The 16,724-nt window shown below is 68.4% G+C and carries 12 protein-coding genes and 1 tRNA gene; 12 read left to right on the plus strand and 1 reads right to left on the minus strand.

Annotated elements, in window-relative coordinates; genetic code table 11:
• Window positions 1–4: 4 nt before the first annotated feature.
• Entirely contained in the window at window positions 5–1,261 is a 1,257-nt protein-coding gene (locus CFK38_RS06765) for a pyridoxal phosphate-dependent aminotransferase (RefSeq protein WP_096802394.1), read from the minus strand.
• Between the two features lie 244 nt (window positions 1,262–1,505).
• Here CFK38_RS06765 and CFK38_RS06770 point away from each other — a divergent pair.
• The 12 genes from CFK38_RS06770 to rpsG all read left to right on the plus strand — a co-directional run bounded on the left by CFK38_RS06770 (window position 1,506) and on the right by rpsG (window position 16,713).
• Window positions 1,506–1,578 (plus strand) — tRNA-Trp (locus CFK38_RS06770).
• Between the two features lie 62 nt (window positions 1,579–1,640).
• Window positions 1,641–1,907: a preprotein translocase subunit SecE gene (gene secE / locus CFK38_RS06775; protein WP_096802395.1), complete on the plus strand. Its 267-nt coding sequence runs from the start codon at window positions 1,641–1,643 to the stop codon at window positions 1,905–1,907.
• Window positions 1,908–1,986: 79 nt separating this feature from the next.
• Window positions 1,987–2,904 carry a transcription termination/antitermination protein NusG gene (gene nusG, locus CFK38_RS06780; RefSeq protein WP_096802396.1) on the plus strand — a complete coding sequence of 306 codons (918 nt, stop codon included), beginning with the start codon at window positions 1,987–1,989 and terminating at the stop codon, window positions 2,902–2,904.
• A 199-nt stretch (window positions 2,905–3,103) separates the two neighbouring features.
• A complete protein-coding gene (gene rplK, locus CFK38_RS06785) occupies window positions 3,104–3,535 on the plus strand; it encodes a 50S ribosomal protein L11 (RefSeq protein WP_096802397.1) in 432 nt (143 codons plus the stop codon).
• Between the two features lie 4 nt (window positions 3,536–3,539).
• On the plus strand, window positions 3,540–4,259 hold the full coding sequence (gene rplA / locus CFK38_RS06790) for a 50S ribosomal protein L1 (RefSeq protein ID WP_096802398.1): 720 nt from the start codon (window positions 3,540–3,542) through the stop codon (window positions 4,257–4,259).
• A gap of 393 nt (window positions 4,260–4,652) precedes the next feature.
• On the plus strand, window positions 4,653–5,168 hold the full coding sequence (gene rplJ, locus CFK38_RS06795; RefSeq protein ID WP_096802399.1) for a 50S ribosomal protein L10: 516 nt from the start codon (window positions 4,653–4,655) through the stop codon (window positions 5,166–5,168).
• Between the two features lie 150 nt (window positions 5,169–5,318).
• Window positions 5,319–5,708 (plus strand): 50S ribosomal protein L7/L12, encoded by a 390-nt coding sequence (gene rplL, locus CFK38_RS06800; protein WP_096802400.1) that lies wholly within the window; start codon window positions 5,319–5,321, stop codon window positions 5,706–5,708.
• 510 nt (window positions 5,709–6,218) lie between these two features.
• Window positions 6,219–9,707, plus strand: coding sequence for a DNA-directed RNA polymerase subunit beta (gene rpoB / locus CFK38_RS06805; protein WP_096802401.1), 3,489 nt, complete (start codon window positions 6,219–6,221; stop codon window positions 9,705–9,707).
• Window positions 9,708–9,820: 113 nt separating this feature from the next.
• Window positions 9,821–13,705 carry a DNA-directed RNA polymerase subunit beta' gene (locus CFK38_RS06810; RefSeq protein ID WP_096802402.1) on the plus strand — a complete coding sequence of 1,295 codons (3,885 nt, stop codon included), beginning with the start codon at window positions 9,821–9,823 and terminating at the stop codon, window positions 13,703–13,705.
• 451 nt (window positions 13,706–14,156) lie between these two features.
• Complete coding sequence (locus CFK38_RS17750; RefSeq protein ID WP_096802403.1) at window positions 14,157–15,362, plus strand: resuscitation-promoting factor; 1,206 nt, start codon at window positions 14,157–14,159, stop codon at window positions 15,360–15,362.
• 506 nt (window positions 15,363–15,868) lie between these two features.
• Window positions 15,869–16,243 carry a 30S ribosomal protein S12 gene (gene rpsL, locus CFK38_RS06820; RefSeq protein WP_096802404.1) on the plus strand — a complete coding sequence of 125 codons (375 nt, stop codon included), beginning with the start codon at window positions 15,869–15,871 and terminating at the stop codon, window positions 16,241–16,243.
• Window positions 16,243–16,713, plus strand: coding sequence for a 30S ribosomal protein S7 (gene rpsG / locus CFK38_RS06825; protein ID WP_096802405.1), 471 nt, complete (start codon window positions 16,243–16,245; stop codon window positions 16,711–16,713). The genes rpsL and rpsG overlap by 1 nt, the downstream gene beginning before the upstream one ends.
• Window positions 16,714–16,724: the final 11 nt, after the last annotated feature.

Here is a 16,724-nt window from a genome sequence, read left to right on the forward strand (position 1 = left end):
AGCATCACTCGGACAGCAGCGCGATCACCCGGTCGATGCCGTCGGTGATGTCGTCGTCGGCCAGGGCGTAGGAGAAGCGCAGGTGGCCCGGGGCGCCGAAGGCCTCACCGGGCACCGCGGCGACCTCCGCCTCCTCGAGGATCACGGTGGCCAGCTCGGTGGAGGTGGTGATCTCCCGGCCGCGGAGGGTCCGGCCCAGCACCTGGGAGACGTCCGGGAAGGCGTAGAACGCGCCGGTGGGGGTGGGGACCGTGAAGCCCGGCACCTGGGAGAGCTTCTCGACGATCAGCCGACGCCGGCGGTCGAACGCCACCCGCATCTCCTCGACGGGCTCCTTCGGACCGGTCAGCGCGGCCAGCGCCGCCCGCTGCGCGATGTTGTTGACATGCGAGGTGAGGTGGGACTGCAGGTTGGTCGCCGCCTTGATGACATCGACCGGGCCCACCATCCAGCCCACGCGCCAGCCGGTCATCGCGAAGGACTTCGCCACCCCGCCCAGCAGCACCGTGGTCTCCGCCAGCTCCGGCACCGCCTTCAGCACCGAGGTGAACGGCATCCCCTCGTAGGTGAGCGACTGGTAGATCTCGTCGGTGACCACCCAGATCCCGTGCTCGAGCGCCCAGCGACCGATCTCGGCGACCTGCTCGGGCGTGAGCACCACGCCGGTGGGGTTCGAGGGGGAGCACAGCACCAGCGCGCGGGTGCGATCGGTGCGGGCCGCCTCGAGCTGCTCCACGGTGGGCACGTAGTTCTGCTCGACCCCGGCCAGCACCGGCACCTCGGTGGCGCCGGTCTGCCGGATCGCCTCGGGATAGGTGGTCCAGTAGGGCGCGGGGAGGATGACCTCGTCACCCGGGTCCAGGAGGGTCGCGAAGGTCTGGAAGACGGCCTGCTTGCCGCCGTTGGTCACGAGAACCTGCGCGGGATCGATCTCCAGGCCGGTGGAGCCGGAGAACGACCCGGCCAGGGCCTGCTTGAGCTCCGGGAGGCCGCCGGTGGCCGAGTAGCGGTGGTTGCGCGGATCCTGCGCGGCCTCCACCGCCGCCTCGACGATGTGCGCCGGGGTGGGGAAGTCGGGCTCGCCGGCGCCGAAGCCGATCACGGGGCGGCCGGCGGCCTTGAGCGCCTTGGCCGTGGCGTCCACCGCGAGCGTCGCGGAGGGCTGGATCATCCCCACCCGCTGCGAGATGCGGGCATGCGGGGAGGAGTGCTGAGAGGACTGCGGGCTGTTCGCGGGGATGCTGGCATCGTCGGTGGTCACCCCACTATCGTGGCAGAGCCCGCCGCGCGCCGCCAGACCGACGCGCTGGTGGACGGACCTCGGAGGCGCCCGCCGGCCACGGGGGAGGAGAGCGGCGGGGGAGTGGCCTGCGTCTCCTCGTCCTGTGATCTGGCGCAGATCGATTCGCATGAGGTCCCCGCGGCTTGTATGCTGGTCGCTGGTCAGAATCGCGAGTCCTCCCGAGGGTGCGCGGAGATGACCTCATGAGGTCTGGTCCTCATGAAGGGCAGTGGCGCAATTGGTAGCGCAGCGGTCTCCAAAACCGCAGGTTGCAGGTTCGAGCCCTGTCTGCCCTGCCGGTCCGGTCGGGATCATCCGATCGGATGCGGATGACCTCGACGAGATCGGACAGCCCAGAGTGAACTCCAGCCAGAACGCCCCGTCGACGCCCACCGGTGCCGACGCCCAGGGCTCCGGGTCGAAGAACCCGTTCCTGGCGATCGGTCTGTTCATCCGCCAGGTCATCGCGGAGCTGAGGAAGGTCGTCGTCCCGACGCGGCGGGAACTGATCCTGTACTCGATCACGGTCCTGATGTTCGTCGTCTTCATGATCCTGCTGATCTTCGGCCTCGACGCCGTGTTCAGCTGGCTGTCCAGGATCGCCTTCACGGTCCCCGACCTGTGAGCCGCGGGCCGTCCCGCCGCCCCGCACACCGCACCGTGACCGATCAGTTCCACGCCGCCAGGAAGGCAGGTTCCCGCCGATGAGCGATCAGACCTCTACCCCCGACGAGTCCTACGAGCACCTCGACGACTCCCTCTCGTTCTCCTCCTCCGCCGTGGACCCCGCGCCGCAGAGCGCCGACGCGCCCGCGGGCACGAACGACGCCACGAACGACGAGGAGCCCGCGGTCGCCGCCGCACCGGTCGACGAGGCCGCGCCCGCCGTGGAGGACGCGGCCGCCGAGGACTCCGAGGCGGGCACCGCCGACGAGGCGGAGGCGGTCGAGGATGCCGCCGAGGGCGAGTTCGCCGAGGGTGAGGACGCTGACGCCGCCGAGGAGCCCGCGGAGGAGGACCCGCTGGTGCAGCTGAAGCGCCACCTGCGCTCCGCCCCCGGCGAGTGGTACGTCATCCACTCCTACTCCGGTCACGAGAACCGCGTGAAGACCCAGCTGGCCACGCGCACCGAGACCCAGGACATGGAGGAGTACATCTTCGAGTCCCAGGTCCCGATGGAGGATGCGACCGAGGTCAAGAACGGCCAGAAGAAGATCGTCCGCCGCGTCCGCGTGCCCGGGTACGTGCTGGTCCGCATGGATCTGACCACCGAGTCCTGGCGAGTCGTGCGCGACACCCCCGGCGTGACCGGATTCGTGGGCAACGCGACCGACCCGACGCCGCTGAGCTTCGACGAGATCTTCTCCATGCTCGAGCCGTCCGTCGGCCTGCCGGAGAAGAAGCGGGCCTCGGGCGCCGGTGCGGGCAAGGCCGCCGCCGCGCAGAAGGTCCCCGATTTCCAGGTCGGCGAGTCCGTCACCGTCATGGACGGTCCCTTCGAGACCATGCCGGCCACCATCTCCGAGATCCACTCGGAGTCCCAGAAGCTCCAGGTCCTGGTGTCCATCTTCGGACGCGAGACCCCGGTCGAGCTGGCGTTCGACCAGGTCGCCAAGATCTGAGTCGCCAAGATCTGAGCGGCGCGCGGCCGCCCGGCCGCGCGAGTACGACCAGGATCACCCCCGATCCCGGTCGACGCCGCCGCGACGTGCAGGTAGCGTCGCATCCCGGACCTGTCCCCGCCGCGTGCGGGAACGGGCCCTGCAGTGGGAGGAGCGCGTGATGAGCTCCGCCCGGACCACACCACAGTAAGGAAGAGCAATGGCTCCCAAGAAGAAGATCGCGAGCGTCATCAAGCTCCAGATCCAGGCCGGCCAGGCCACACCTGCGCCGCCCGTGGGTCCCGCGCTCGGCGCTGCCGGCGTGAACATGATGGAGTTCGTGAAGGCCTACAACGATCGCACCGCCGATCAGCGTGGCAACATCATCCCGGTCGAGATCACGGTCTACGAGGACCGCTCGTTCACCTTCATCACGAAGACCCCGCCGGCCGCAGAGCTCATCAAGAAGGCCGCCGGCCTCCAGAAGGGCTCCGCCGTCCCGCACACCGACAAGGTCGGCACGATCACCCAGGCACAGGTCCGCGAGATCGCGGAGACCAAGATGCCTGATCTGAACGCGAACGACATGGAGGCCGCGGCGAAGATCGTCGAGGGCACCGCTCGTTCCATGGGCATCACGGTGGAGGGCTGAGGACATGGGTTTCCGTAGCAAGGCATACAAGAACGGTGCAGCCCTGATCGAAGAGGGCCGCGCATACACCCCGCTGGACGCGCTGCGTCTGGCGCAGAAGTCCTCCCCGGCCAAGTTCGATGCCTCGGTCGAGGTCTCGATGCGCCTGGGTGTGGATCCCCGCAAGGCGGACCAGATGGTGCGCGGCACCGTCAACCTGCCCAACGGCACCGGCAAGACCGCCCGCGTCATCGTCTTCGCGACCGGTGCGCAGGCCGAGGCCGCGCTCGCGGCCGGCGCCGACGAGGTCGGCGACGACGATCTGATCGAGAAGGTCGCCGGCGGCTGGACCGACTTCGATGCGGCCGTGGCCACGCCGAACCTGATGGGCAAGGTCGGCAAGCTGGGCCGCGTGCTCGGCCCCCGCGGCCTCATGCCGAACCCCAAGACCGGCACCGTCACCATGGACGTGACCAAGGCCGTGTCCGACATCAAGGGCGGCAAGATCGAGTTCCGCACCGACCGTGCGGCCAACCTGCACTACATCGTCGGGAAGGTCTCCTTCTCCGACCAGCAGCTGGCCGAGAACTACGTCGCCGCGCTCGACGAGATCCTGCGTCTGAAGCCGTCCGCCTCCAAGGGTCGCTACATCGAGAAGATCACGGTGTCCACCACCATGGGCCCCGGCATCCCGGTCGACGTGAACCGCACCCGCAACCTCCTCGAGGAGACCGACGAGGCCTGATCCCCGGCCTTCCGGTCACCCCGACGGTGCACCCATGGCGCCCCGCTCACCCCACGGTGGGCGGGGCGTCGTCGTGCGCGGCGGTCCACCGCCCGGATGTGACGCAGAACGCCGCTCTCGGCGTGGCGTCGGCGCCCGTGCGTGGTCTAGTCTGGGTGCACCGAAGACCGCCGGTCGTCGTCCTCGACCTCGAGGATGATCGAAGAAATCCCTCCGGGATGGCCTGCGCAGGTGAAGAAGCGATCGTCGCACGGTCGCCCCAGTCCGGCCCCGGCCGGAGCCCTCCGGGGCGGGGGAACTCGTGCGATCGGGGCCTCGACACTTGCGTGTCGAGGCCTTTTCCGTTCCTGGGACGCCTTCACCCGGTGGCCAGAGACCTCTGGAAGGAGGGCCATGGCTAACCCCGAAAAGGTGGATGCCGTCTCGGAGATCGCGGAGCTGTTCCGCGAGTCCGATGCCGCTGTCATCACCGAGTATCGCGGGCTCAGCGTGGGGGATCTCAAGGAGCTTCGCCGCTCGTTGGGTTCCGAGACCACTTACGCCGTGGTGAAGAACACGCTCACGGAGATCGCCGCCCGCGAGGCCGGCATCACCGCCCTGGATGGCACGCTCAGCGGTCCGACCGCCATCGCGTTCATCAAGGGGGAGCCGGTGGGGCCCGCCAAGGCCCTGCGTGACTTCGCCAAGACCCACGAGCAGCTCGTGATCAAGTCCGGTTTCTTCGAGGGCGCCGCGCTCTCGAAGGAGGACGTCCAGAAGCTCGCGGACCTCGAGTCCCGCGAGGTCCTGCTGGCCAAGGCCGCCGGCGCCATGAAGGCGTCGATGTCCAAGGCCGCCGCCACGTTTGCGGCGCCGCTGTCGAAGGCAGCACGCACCGTGGACGCGCTGCGGGCCAAGCAGGAGGCCTGAGGGGCCCGAGCCTCTCAGCTCTCCGCCCCCACAGCCTCAGCGCTGTCCCCCGTGCCTCCTTCACCGGAAGCGCGATCCGCACGACCTGGCGCGCATGCGCCGTCTCACACCGCAGGGACCCCGGTCCCGCCCATAGGAAGGAACGCCACCATGGCTAAGCTCAGCAACGACGAGCTCATCGAAGCTTTCAAGGAAATGTCCCTCATCGAGCTCTCCGAGTTCGTGAAGCAGTTCGAGGACGTCTTCGACGTCACCGCTGCCGCCCCCGTGGCCGTCGCCGCTGCCGGTGGCGCCGCCGCCGGTGGCGAGGCCGAGGCCGAGGAGGAGCAGACCGAGTTCGACGTCATCCTCGACTCCGCCGGTTCCGCGAAGATCGCCGTCATCAAGGAGGTGCGCGCCCTCACCTCCCTCGGTCTGAAGGAGGCCAAGGCGCTCGTCGACGAGGCTCCCAAGGCTGTCCTCGAGGGCGTCAAGAAGGACGACGCCGAGGCTGCCAAGGTGAAGCTCGAGGAGGCCGGCGCGACCGCTTCCGTCAAGTGATCTCCGGCGCGCCTGATGCGCGCGCCTGATCCGACGGCGGTCGCACTGCTGACGAAGGGCCGTCCCGCCTCTGCGGGACGGCCCTTCTGCATGCCCGCAGACCGGGATCCAGGCAGCGCGGCGCACGCAGCTGACGGGCTCTGACGTGGTGCGACACTCCGGGGGAGGGCCTGCCTGCTTGACTCCTGGAGGATTTCCCTTCATCATTTTTCCCATACGGAGCTGTTCCTGCCGCACGTGCCCGATGTGATGTCCCCGCCGGGCCGCTCGAGTCAGACAGGCAGGAGAGCACCGGGAGAACACCCGCGCCAGGCATATAGCGGCCGACGCGGATGGACTGGCCGCCGTCGCGAGCCTTGTGTCCATCCGCGTAGTCGTGTATGCTCGTTCCTTGCGCCGTGTGCCTCCCGTCGGATCTGCCGCTCTGTTCTTGATCGTGCATGCTCCTTGGCCCTGATGGGTCGTTCACCGCGCCTGGGATTCCGTCATCGGCCTGTGGAAGGACCCCCCTTGGCTGCCTCGAGCACCGATCGCACCACTGACATCGCACTTCGTACCGCCTCGCCTCGCGTCACCTTCGCGAAGCTCGGCGACCCCATCGAGGTTCCGGATCTGCTGAGTCTGCAGACCACCTCATTCGACTGGCTGCTCGGCAACGAGCGCTGGCAGGAGCGTGCCGTCGAGGCCTCCGCCGCCGGTCGCGAGGACGTCCCGCAGACCTCCGGTCTCGCGGACATCCTCGAGGAGATCTCCCCGATCGAGGACTTCGCCGGCAATATGTCGCTGTCGTTCCGCGATCACACCTTCGACGACCCGAAGTACACGGTCGACGAGTGCAAGGAGAAGGACCTCACCTACGCGGCTCCGCTGTACGTCATCGCGGAGTTCATGAACAACGAGACCGGTGAGATCAAGACCCAGACGGTCTTCATGGGCGAGTTCCCGCTCATGACCGACAAGGGCACGTTCATCATCAACGGCACCGAGCGTGTCGTCGTCTCGCAGCTGGTCCGCTCCCCGGGCGTGTACTTCGAGGAGTCCATCGACAAGACCTCCGACAAGCACATCTTCTCCGCGAAGGTCATCCCTTCCCGCGGTGCGTGGCTCGAGTTCGAGGTCGACAAGCGCGATCAGGTCGGTGTGCGCATCGACCGCAAGCGCAAGCAGTCCGTCACCACCCTGCTGCAGGCGCTCGGCATGTCGCACAGCGACATCCTCGAGGAGTTCGGCGAGTTCGAGTCGATGCGCTCCACGCTCGAGAAGGACCGCATCGCGTCCCAGGACGAGGCGCTCATCGACATCTACCGCAAGCAGCGTCCGGGCGAGCCGCCCACGCGCGATGCGGGCGAGGCGATGCTGAACAACCTCTACTTCAACTCCAAGCGCTACGACCTCGCGAAGGTCGGCCGCTACAAGATCGGCAAGAAGCTCGGTCTCGAGGGCAGCCTGTCGGAGTCGACCCTGCGCCTGCAGGACGTCGTCGCCGCGATCAAGTACATCGTGGCGCTGCACGACGGCGTCTCGGAGTACACCAGCACCGACGGCCGGGACGTCCGCGTCGAGACGGACGACATCGACCACTTCGGCAACCGTCGCATCCGCGCGGTGGGCGAGCTGATCCAGAACCAGGTCCGCACCGGCCTGTCCCGCATGGAGCGCGTCGTCCGCGAGCGCATGACCACGCAGGACGTCGAGGCGATCACGCCGCTGACGCTGATCAACATCCGTCCGGTCACGGCCGCGATCAAGGAGTTCTTCGGGACGTCGCAGCTGTCGCAGTTCATGGACCAGAACAACCCGCTGTCGGGCCTGACCCACAAGCGTCGCCTCTCGGCGCTGGGCCCGGGCGGCCTCTCCCGCGATCGCGCCGGCATGGAGGTCCGTGACGTTCATCCGTCGCACTACGGCCGCATGTGCCCGATCGAGACCCCTGAGGGTCCGAACATCGGTCTGATCGGCTCGCTGGCGACCTTCGCCCGCATCAACCCCTTCGGCTTCATCGAGAGCCCGTACCGCAAGGTCGAGGGCGGCCACGTCACGGACGAGGTCGTCTACCTCACCGCCGATGACGAGGATCGTCACATCATCGCCCAGGCGAACGCGAAGATCGATGAGCAGGGACGCTTCCTCGACGAGGAGGTCCTGGTGCGCCTCCCCGGCGGCGAGCCCGACCTGGTCGTCGTCTCGGACGTGGACTACATGGACGTCTCCGCGCGTCAGATGGTCTCCGTCGCCACCGCGATGATCCCCTTCCTCGAGCACGACGACGCGAACCGCGCGCTGATGGGCTCGAACATGCAGCGCCAGGCCGTGCCGCTGCTCCGTTCCGAGATGCCGCTGGTCGGCACCGGCATGGAGCGTCGTGCCGCGGTCGACGCCGGTGACGTCATCACCGCGCAGAAGGCCGGTGTCATCGAGGAGCTCTCCGCCGACCTCATCGTGGTGATGGCCGACGACGGAACTCGTCAGACCTACCCGATCGGGAAGTTCCAGCGCTCCAACGCCGGCAACTCCTACAACCAGCGCGTGCTCTTCGACGAGGGCGACCGCGTCGAGACCGGCTCGATCCTGGCCGATGGTCCCTCCACCGACCAGGGTGAGCTGTCCATCGGCAAGAACCTGCTGGTCGCCTTCATGTCGTGGGAGGGCCACAACTACGAGGACGGCATCATCCTGTCCTCGCGGATGGTCCAGGACGACGTCCTCACCTCGATCCACATCGAGGAGCACGAGGTCGACGCCCGTGACACCAAGCTCGGCAAGGAGGAGATCACCCGGGACATCCCGAACGTCGGCGACGACGTGCTGGCCGATCTCGACGAGCGCGGCATCATCCGCATCGGCGCCGAGGTCGAGCCGGGCGACATCCTGGTCGGCAAGGTCACCCCCAAGGGCGAGACCGAGCTGACCCCGGAGGAGCGCCTGCTGCGCGCCATCTTCGGCGAGAAGGCCCGCGAGGTGCGCGACACCTCGCTGCGCGTCCCGCACGGCGAGACCGGCACCGTCATCGGCGTGCAGGTCTTCAACGACGACGAGGACGGGGACATCCTGCCCACCGGCGTCAACGAGATGGTCCGCATCTACGTGGCGCAGAAGCGCAAGATCACCGACGGTGACAAGCTCGCCGGCCGTCACGGCAACAAGGGCGTCATCGCGAAGATCCTGCCGGTCGAGGACATGCCGTTCCTGGAGGACGGCACCCCGATCGACATCATCCTCAACCCGATGGGCGTGCCCGGCCGGATGAACATCGGCCAGGTCATGGAGACCCACCTGGGCTGGGTCGCCAAGGCCGGCTGGGACCTGGACGAGTCCGATCCGGCGGCCGCGGACCTGCCCGCCGCGGCGCTGCACGGCGAGCCCGACACCCCGGTCGCGGTCCCCGTCTTCGACGGTCTCACCGCGGACGAGGTCACCGGCCTGATCGCCCGCCACCGCCCCAATCGGGACGGCGAGCGGATGGTCAAGGAGAACGGCAAGGCGCGTCTGTTCGACGGCCGCTCCGGCGAGCCCTTCCCGGAGCCGGTCTCCGTGGGCTACATGTACATGCTGAAGCTCCACCACCTGGTGGACGACAAGCTGCACGCGCGCTCCACGGGCCCGTACTCGATGATCACGCAGCAGCCGCTGGGCGGTAAGGCCCAGTTCGGCGGCCAGCGCTTCGGCGAGATGGAGGTGTGGGCCCTCGAGGCCTACGGCGCCGCCTACGCCCTGCAGGAGCTGTTGACCATCAAGTCCGACGACATCGCCGGTCGCGTGAAGGTCTACGAGGCCATCGTCAAGGGCGAGAACATCCCCGAGCCCGGCATCCCGGAGTCCTTCCGCGTGCTGCTCAAGGAGATGCAGTCGCTGTGCCTGAACGTCGAGGTGCTCTCCAGCGACGGCACCGCCCAGGACGTCAAGGAGAGCGATGAGGAGGTCTTCCGCGCCGCGGAGGAGCTCGGCATCGACCTGTCCCGCCGGCCCCACGAGGGCGTCGGCTCCATCGAAGAGGTCTGAGGGACGCGGGCTCGGGCCCGCCGGGAGCGGCCTCGCGCCGCTCCCGCCCCTGAGCCCCTCCCTCGACCCCCGTTCCCTCAGACACCACTCTTCCGATCGAGAGAAGGACACCTGTGATCGACGTCAACACCTTCGACGAGCTGCGCATCGGCCTCGCCACTGCCGATGACATCCGCGGCTGGTCCCACGGCGAGGTCAAGAAGCCGGAGACCATCAACTACCGCACCCTGAAGCCCGAGATGGACGGCCTGTTCTGCGAGCGCATCTTCGGCCCCACCCGGGACTGGGAGTGCTACTGCGGCAAGTACAAGCGCGTGCGCTTCAAGGGCATCATCTGCGAGCGCTGCGGCGTGGAGGTCACCAAGTCCTCCGTGCGCCGTGAGCGCATGGGGCACGTGGAGCTCGCCGCTCCCGTCACCCACATCTGGTACTTCAAGGGCGTGCCGAGCCGTCTCGGCTACCTGCTGGACCTCGCGCCGAAGGATCTCGAGAAGATCATCTACTTCGCCGCGTACATGATCACCGCCGTGGACGAGCAGGCCCGCCACGATGACATGCCCGATCTGCAGGCGCGCTTCGACCTCGAGGTCAAGGAGCTCGAGAACGAGCGCGACGCCGCGATCAACGATCGTGCGCTCTCTGCGGAGAAGGACCTCACCCAGCTCGAGGAGGAGGGCGCCAAGGCCGACGCGAAGCGCAAGGTCCGCGACTCCGGCGAGCGCGAGCAGGCCCAGATCCGCAAGAAGTACGACGCGGAGATCGACCGCATCACCCGCATCTGGGAGCGCTTCAAGACCCTCAAGGTCGCTGACCTCGAGGGCGACGAGCAGCTCTACCGCGCGATGAAGCTGCGCTACGGCACCTACTTCGAGGGCGGCATGGGCGCCGAGGCGCTCCAGCGCCGGCTCCTGGACTTCGACCTCGAGGCCGAGTCCGTGCTGCTGCGCGAGATCATCGCCACCGGCAAGGGACAGAAGAAGGCCCGCGCGCTCAAGCGCCTCAAGGTCGTCTCCGCGTTCCTCACCACCACCAACTCGCCCGTCGGCATGGTGCTGGAGGCCGTCCCGGTGATCCCGCCGGACCTGCGTCCGATGGTGCAGCTGGACGGTGGCCGCTTCGCGACCTCCGACCTCAACGACCTGTACCGTCGCGTGATCAACCGCAACAACCGCCTCAAGCGGCTGCTGGATCTCGGTGCGCCCGAGATCATCGTGAACAACGAGAAGCGCATGCTGCAGGAGTCGGTCGACTCGCTGTTCGACAACGGCCGCCGCGGCCGCCCGGTCACCGGACCGGGCAACCGCCCGCTGAAGTCGCTCTCGGACATGCTCAAGGGCAAGCAGGGACGTTTCCGTCAGAACCTGCTGGGCAAGCGCGTGGACTACTCCGCCCGCTCCGTCATCGTCAACGGCCCGCAGCTGAACCTGCACCAGTGCGGTCTGCCCAAGGGCATGGCGCTGGAGCTGTTCAAGCCCTTCGTCATGAAGCGTCTGGTCGAGCTCAGCCACGCCCAGAACGTCAAGGCCGCCAAGCGGATGGTCGAGCGTGCGCGCCCCGAGGTGTGGGACGTCCTCGAAGAGGTCATCACCGAGCACCCGGTGCTGCTGAACCGTGCGCCCACCCTGCACCGTCTGGGCATCCAGGCGTTCGAGCCGCAGCTGGTGGAGGGCAAGGCCATCCATCTGCACCCGCTGGTCTGCGCCGCGTTCAACGCGGACTTCGACGGCGACCAGATGGCCGTGCACCTGCCGCTGTCCGCAGAGGCGCAGGCCGAGGCCCGCATCCTGATGCTGTCCAGCAACAACATCCTCAAGCCGTCCGACGGTCGGCCGGTGACCATGCCCGCACAGGACATGATCATCGGTCTGTACCACCTCACCACGGTGCGCGAGGACGGCGAGGGCGCAGGGCGTCGGTTCGCCTCCGAGGCCGAGGCCATCATGGCCTTCGACCGCGGGGAGCTGCACCTGAACGCTCCGGTGTCGATCCGTTTCACGGACATCACCCCGCCGAGCGACTGGGAGGCCCCCGAGGGCTGGACCGAGGGCGATCCCATCATCCTGGGCACCACCCTCGGCACCGTCTACTTCAACGAGACGCTGCCCGTGGACTTCCCGTTCGTGCAGGGCCAGGTCGGCAAGAAGCGACTGGGCGGCATCGTCAACGCTCTCGCCGAGCGCTACGACAAGGGTCAGGTCGCCGCGTCGCTGGATGCGCTGAAGACCTACGGCTTCTCGTGGTCGACCCGCTCGGGGGCGTCCTTCGCGCTGTCCGACGTGGTGACCCCGCCGAACAAGCCGGAGATCATCGCGAAGTACGAGGAGAAGAACGCCCAGATCCAGGAGAACCGTGACCTGGGCCTGATCTCCGAGCACGAGCGCAACATGGAGCTCATCGACATCTGGACCGAGGCGACCAACGAGGTCGACCAGGCGATGCGGGAGAACTTCGACCAGACCAACACCATCTACCGGATGGTGGACTCGGGTGCCCGAGGCAACTGGATGCAGGTCCGTCAGATCGCCGGTATGCGTGGTCTGGTGAACAACCCCAAGGGTGAGATCATCCCCCGCCCGATCCTCTCCAACTACAAGGAGGGGCTCTCGGTCCTGGAGTACTTCATCGCCTCGCACGGCTCCCGCAAGGGCCTGGCGGACACCGCACTGAAGACCGCTCAGTCGGGCTACCTGACCCGTCGTCTGGTCGACGTCTCGCAGGACGTCATCGTCCGCGAGGACGACTGCGGGACCACCAAGGGGCTGGTGCTGCCGATCGCGGTCGAGGAGGGCGGCGTGCTGCGCCCCCACGAGCACGCGGAGTCCACGGTGTACGGGCGCGTCCTGGCCACCGCGGCCATCGGGGCCGACGGCTCCGAGGCGGCGCCGGCCGGCACCGAGCTCGGCGACGTGCTCATCGAGCAGCTGGTCGAGGCCGGGGTGCGCGAGGCGAAGATCCGCTCCGTGCTGACCTGCGACTCGGCCGTGGGCACGTGCGCCCAGTGCTACGGCAAGTCGCTCGCGACCGGCCAGCTGGTCGACATCGGCGAGGCCGTCGGCATCGTCGCGGCCCAGTCGATCGGCGAGCCCGGCACCCAGCTGACCATGCGCACCTTCCACTCCGGTGGTGTGGCCAGCGCCGACGGCGACATCACGCACGGCCTGCCCCGCATCCAGGAGCTCTTCGAGGCCCGCACCCCGGCCGGCTTCGCGCCGATCTCGGAGTTCGCCGGCCGCGCGGAGATCGAGGAGAACGACAAGCAGCGTCGGATCACGGTCACCCCGGACGACGGCTCGGAGCCGGTCTCCTACACCGTCTCCAAGCGCGTGACCCTGCGGATCGCCGACGGCGACCACATCGACGTCGGCCAGCAGCTCACGCAGGGCTCGGTCGACCCCAAGCAGGTGCTGCGCATCCTCGGCCCGCGGAAGGTGCAGCAGCACCTGGTGGACGAGGTGCAGAAGGTCTACATCAGCCAGGGTGTGGACATCCACGCCAAGCACATCGAGGTCATCGTGCGCCAGATGCTGCGTCGCGTGACGGTCATCGAGTCCGGCGACACCGGTCTGCTGCCCGGCGACTTCGCCGAGCGGGTCACCTTCGAGCGGGAGAACCGTCGGGTCCTCTCCGAAGGCGGCCAGCCGGCCTCGGGTCGTCCCGAGCTGATGGGCATCACCAAGGCGTCGCTGGCGACCGAGTCGTGGCTCTCGGCGGCCTCCTTCCAGGAGACCACCCGGGTGCTCACCGAGGCCGCCCTGAACCGCAAGAGCGATCAGCTCATGGGGCTCAAGGAGAACGTCATCATCGGCAAGCTCATCCCGGCGGGCACCGGCCTGTCGCGGTTCCGCCACATCGCGGTCGAGCCCACCGAGGAGGCCAAGGCGCAGATGTACCAGGTGCCCGGCTACGACGAGCTGGACTTCTCCGGCTTCGGCCAGACCGGTGCCGTCAACCTCGACGACATCGACTACGCCGACCCGTTCCGCACGGACTTCCGCTGATCTCGCGCTGAGCGCGGGAGCTGCACCGCCCTGAGGCGCAGGCAGCGACCACACGCCGCGGGGCGGTCCCACTTCGGTGGGGCCGCCCCGCGGCGTTCTGCGTGGGGGAGGGGCCGTGCCGAGGCCGGGACCGCTGACGCTCGGAGCGGTTCCGCTGTGCGCCAGGTCGCGCCCGGAGCCTCGAAAAGGGTCTCGGACGTGACCTGGCAGACGCAGATGTTCACGGGAGGGTAAAGCCCTCGTGGGCCCTTCCTCAAGGTCTCGCCCTGGCCCTTACGGAACCGCCCGAGTCGCGAAACCATGGCACCTGGCAGTTCCCACGCAAGCTTTCCTGCTGCGCCCCTGACAGGTGGCGCGCGCGTGCCGGAGCTGCAGGCCCCGCCCCGCGGGGTCCGAGGCTCAGGGAACGACACGCTACGCCGCAGGCTCGCGGCAGGATACAGGTGGACCAGTGAAGAAGACCCCGTGGATCATCGGCGCGGCGACCGTCTGCGTCGTCGCCATCGGCGGTGGCGGCACCGCCTTCGCCATGTCGAACGAGGCCCAGATCAATGTGTACGGCGAGCAGTCCTCGGTGCGCACCTTCGCCCAGCCCACCGTCGCGAACCTGCTCTCGGAGCAGGGCATCGAGGTCAAGGACACCGACCTGGTGGTGCCTGGCCTCGAGACGGTCGTCAGCGACGGCATGGAGATCCAGGTCATCCAGCGCACCCCGATCACGGTGACCGTGGACGGCGTCGCCCAGGAGCTGCTCACCACCGGTGACACCGTCGCCGATGTCCTCGAGGACGCCGAGTACGAGGCCGAGGGCGCGGCGATCACCCCCGCCCCCGAGACCAGCCTCGGCGAGACCGAGGGCGAGGTCGAGATCGTCACCCGCAAGATGGTCACCTTCGTGGGCCAGTACGGCCAGGACACCTTCGAGGTCACCGCACTGACGGTCGGGGACGCGATGGAGAAGGTCCTCGGACACATCGAGGACACCGACACCGCCGACGTCCCCCGCGACACCCTGCTCGAGGACGGCGCCACCTACACGGTCCAGCGCGTCCGCGAGACCGAGCGCACCGAGACCGAGAAGATCCCGTTCGAGACGAAGACCGTCGAGGACGACTCCCTGTACGAGGGCACCTCCAAGACCACCACCGAGGGCAAGGCCGGCACGGTCGAGAAGGTCTTCGCCGAGACCACCGTCGACGGCGAGGTCACCGAGTCCGAGCTGGTCTCTGAGGACGTCCTCACCGAGCCGGTCACCGAGGTCGTCGCCGAAGGCACCAAGGAGAAGCCCGCGCCCGAGCCCAAGCCCGAGCCGCGCTCCACCTCCAGCAAGTCCTCGCGCAGCTCCGACCGCGACTCCCGCAGCTCGAGCTCCAGCAGCTCCAGCTCGGCGAGCGCCCCGGCCGCGCCGTCCGGCGGGGTCTGGGATCGCCTGGCCCAGTGCGAGTCGGGCGGCAACTGGTCGATCAGCACCGGCAACGGCTTCTACGGCGGCCTGCAGTTCACCCACTCGACCTGGATCGCCTTCGGCGGCGGCAAGTACGCGAACAACGCCCACCATGCCAGCCGCTCCGCGCAGATCGAGATCGCCAAGAACGTCCAGGCCCGGCAGGGCTGGGGCGCCTGGCCGTCCTGCACCTCGCAGCTGGGGATCCGCTGAGCAGGGCTCTCCCGGCTTGACGGTCACCCCATCGCGCTCGAGCGCGTCGCGCACTGCGCGGCGCGCTCGTCGCGTCGGTACGCCCGTCGGGCCGGCGACGCAACTCGCCGGTCACGTGGCGTCATGTGATCTGCGTCTGAACCGTCGGGAAGCTTTGACCGCATCGTGCGCCGCTCAGTAGACTGCAGGCGCGTCCGGAGTGCCCTCTGGTCGTGACCCGGGACTGACCCATGGACCCTTCGGGGCCGCGGGGGACGTCCCCCGCGAGGAGCGGATCCTCGCGGCGTGCCCGAATACGGGTCGGAGGCCATGCCCGGCCTTCCTCCCGCAGGCACCGATCACGGTCCTCCAGGACGCCCGGCAGGTGCCATCACCTGACGGGCGGGTCGATCCGCAGAAGTTCCCGGGCCATGGGAGCGGCGCGTCGGGTCGCCGACCGTGAGAACGGTCGAAGTTGTCGATCTGCCGGTGCGAACAGCGCCGGTGGCCGAACAGGAAGAGAAGCAGTGCCCACTATTCAGCAGTTGGTGCGCAAGGGGAGGGACGCCCGGTCGTCCTCCTCGAAGACGCCCGCGCTCCAGGGTTCGCCCCAGCGCCGCGGTGTCTGCACGCGCGTGTACACCCAGACCCCCAAGAAGCCGAACTCCGCGCTGCGCAAGATCGCGCGTGTGAAGCTCTCGACCGGCGTCGAGGTCACCGCCTACATCCCCGGAGAGGGCCACAACCTCCAGGAGCACTCGATCGTGCTCGTCCGCGGTGGTCGTGTGAAGGACCTGCCCGGCGTGCGCTACAAGATCGTGCGCGGCGCCCTGGACACCCAGTCCGTCAAGGGCCGCCAGCAGGCGCGCTCCCTCTACGGCGCGAAGAAGGAGAAGAAGTAATGCCTCGTAAGGGCCCCGCTCCCAAGCGCCACCTCGTCGTCGACCCGGTCTTCGGATCGCCGATCGTCACGCAGCTCATCAACAAGATCCTCCTGGACGGCAAGAAGACCGTCGCCGAGGGCATCGTCTACGGCGCGCTCGAGGGCGCCCGTGAGAAGAACGGCCAGGACCCGGTCGTCACCCTGAAGAAGGCGCTGGACAACATCCGGCCGTCGCTCGAGGTCCGCTCCCGCCGCGTCGGCGGTGCGACCTACCAGGTGCCGATCGAGGTCAAGCCCGGCCGCTCCACCACGCTGGCGCTGCGCTGGCTGGTCAGCTACTCCCGCGCCCGCCGCGAGAACACCATGACCGAGCGTCTGATGAACGAGATCCTGGACGCCTCCAACGGCCTCGGTGCCGCTGTCAAGCGTCGCGAGGACACCCACAAGATGGCCGAGTCCAACCGGGCCTTCGCTCACTACCGCTGGTGAGTCCATGGTGG

The sequence above is a fragment of the Brachybacterium vulturis genome, from assembly GCF_002407185.1.
Lineage (GTDB): Bacteria > Actinomycetota > Actinomycetes > Actinomycetales > Dermabacteraceae > Brachybacterium > Brachybacterium vulturis.

What these genes read in the sequence shown, in the direction of transcription:
- nusG (WP_096802396.1), top strand. Translation starts at nt 1,987, where the DNA reads ATGAGCGATCAGACCTCTACCCCCGACGAGTCCTACGAGCACCTCGAC.
- rplK (WP_096802397.1), top strand. Translation starts at nt 3,104, where the DNA reads ATGGCTCCCAAGAAGAAGATCGCGAGCGTCATCAAGCTCCAGATCCAG.
- rplA (WP_096802398.1), top strand. Translation starts at nt 3,540, where the DNA reads ATGGGTTTCCGTAGCAAGGCATACAAGAACGGTGCAGCCCTGATCGAA.
- rplJ (WP_096802399.1), top strand. Translation starts at nt 4,653, where the DNA reads ATGGCTAACCCCGAAAAGGTGGATGCCGTCTCGGAGATCGCGGAGCTG.
- rplL (WP_096802400.1), top strand. Translation starts at nt 5,319, where the DNA reads ATGGCTAAGCTCAGCAACGACGAGCTCATCGAAGCTTTCAAGGAAATG.
- rpsG (WP_096802405.1), top strand. Translation starts at nt 16,243, where the DNA reads ATGCCTCGTAAGGGCCCCGCTCCCAAGCGCCACCTCGTCGTCGACCCG.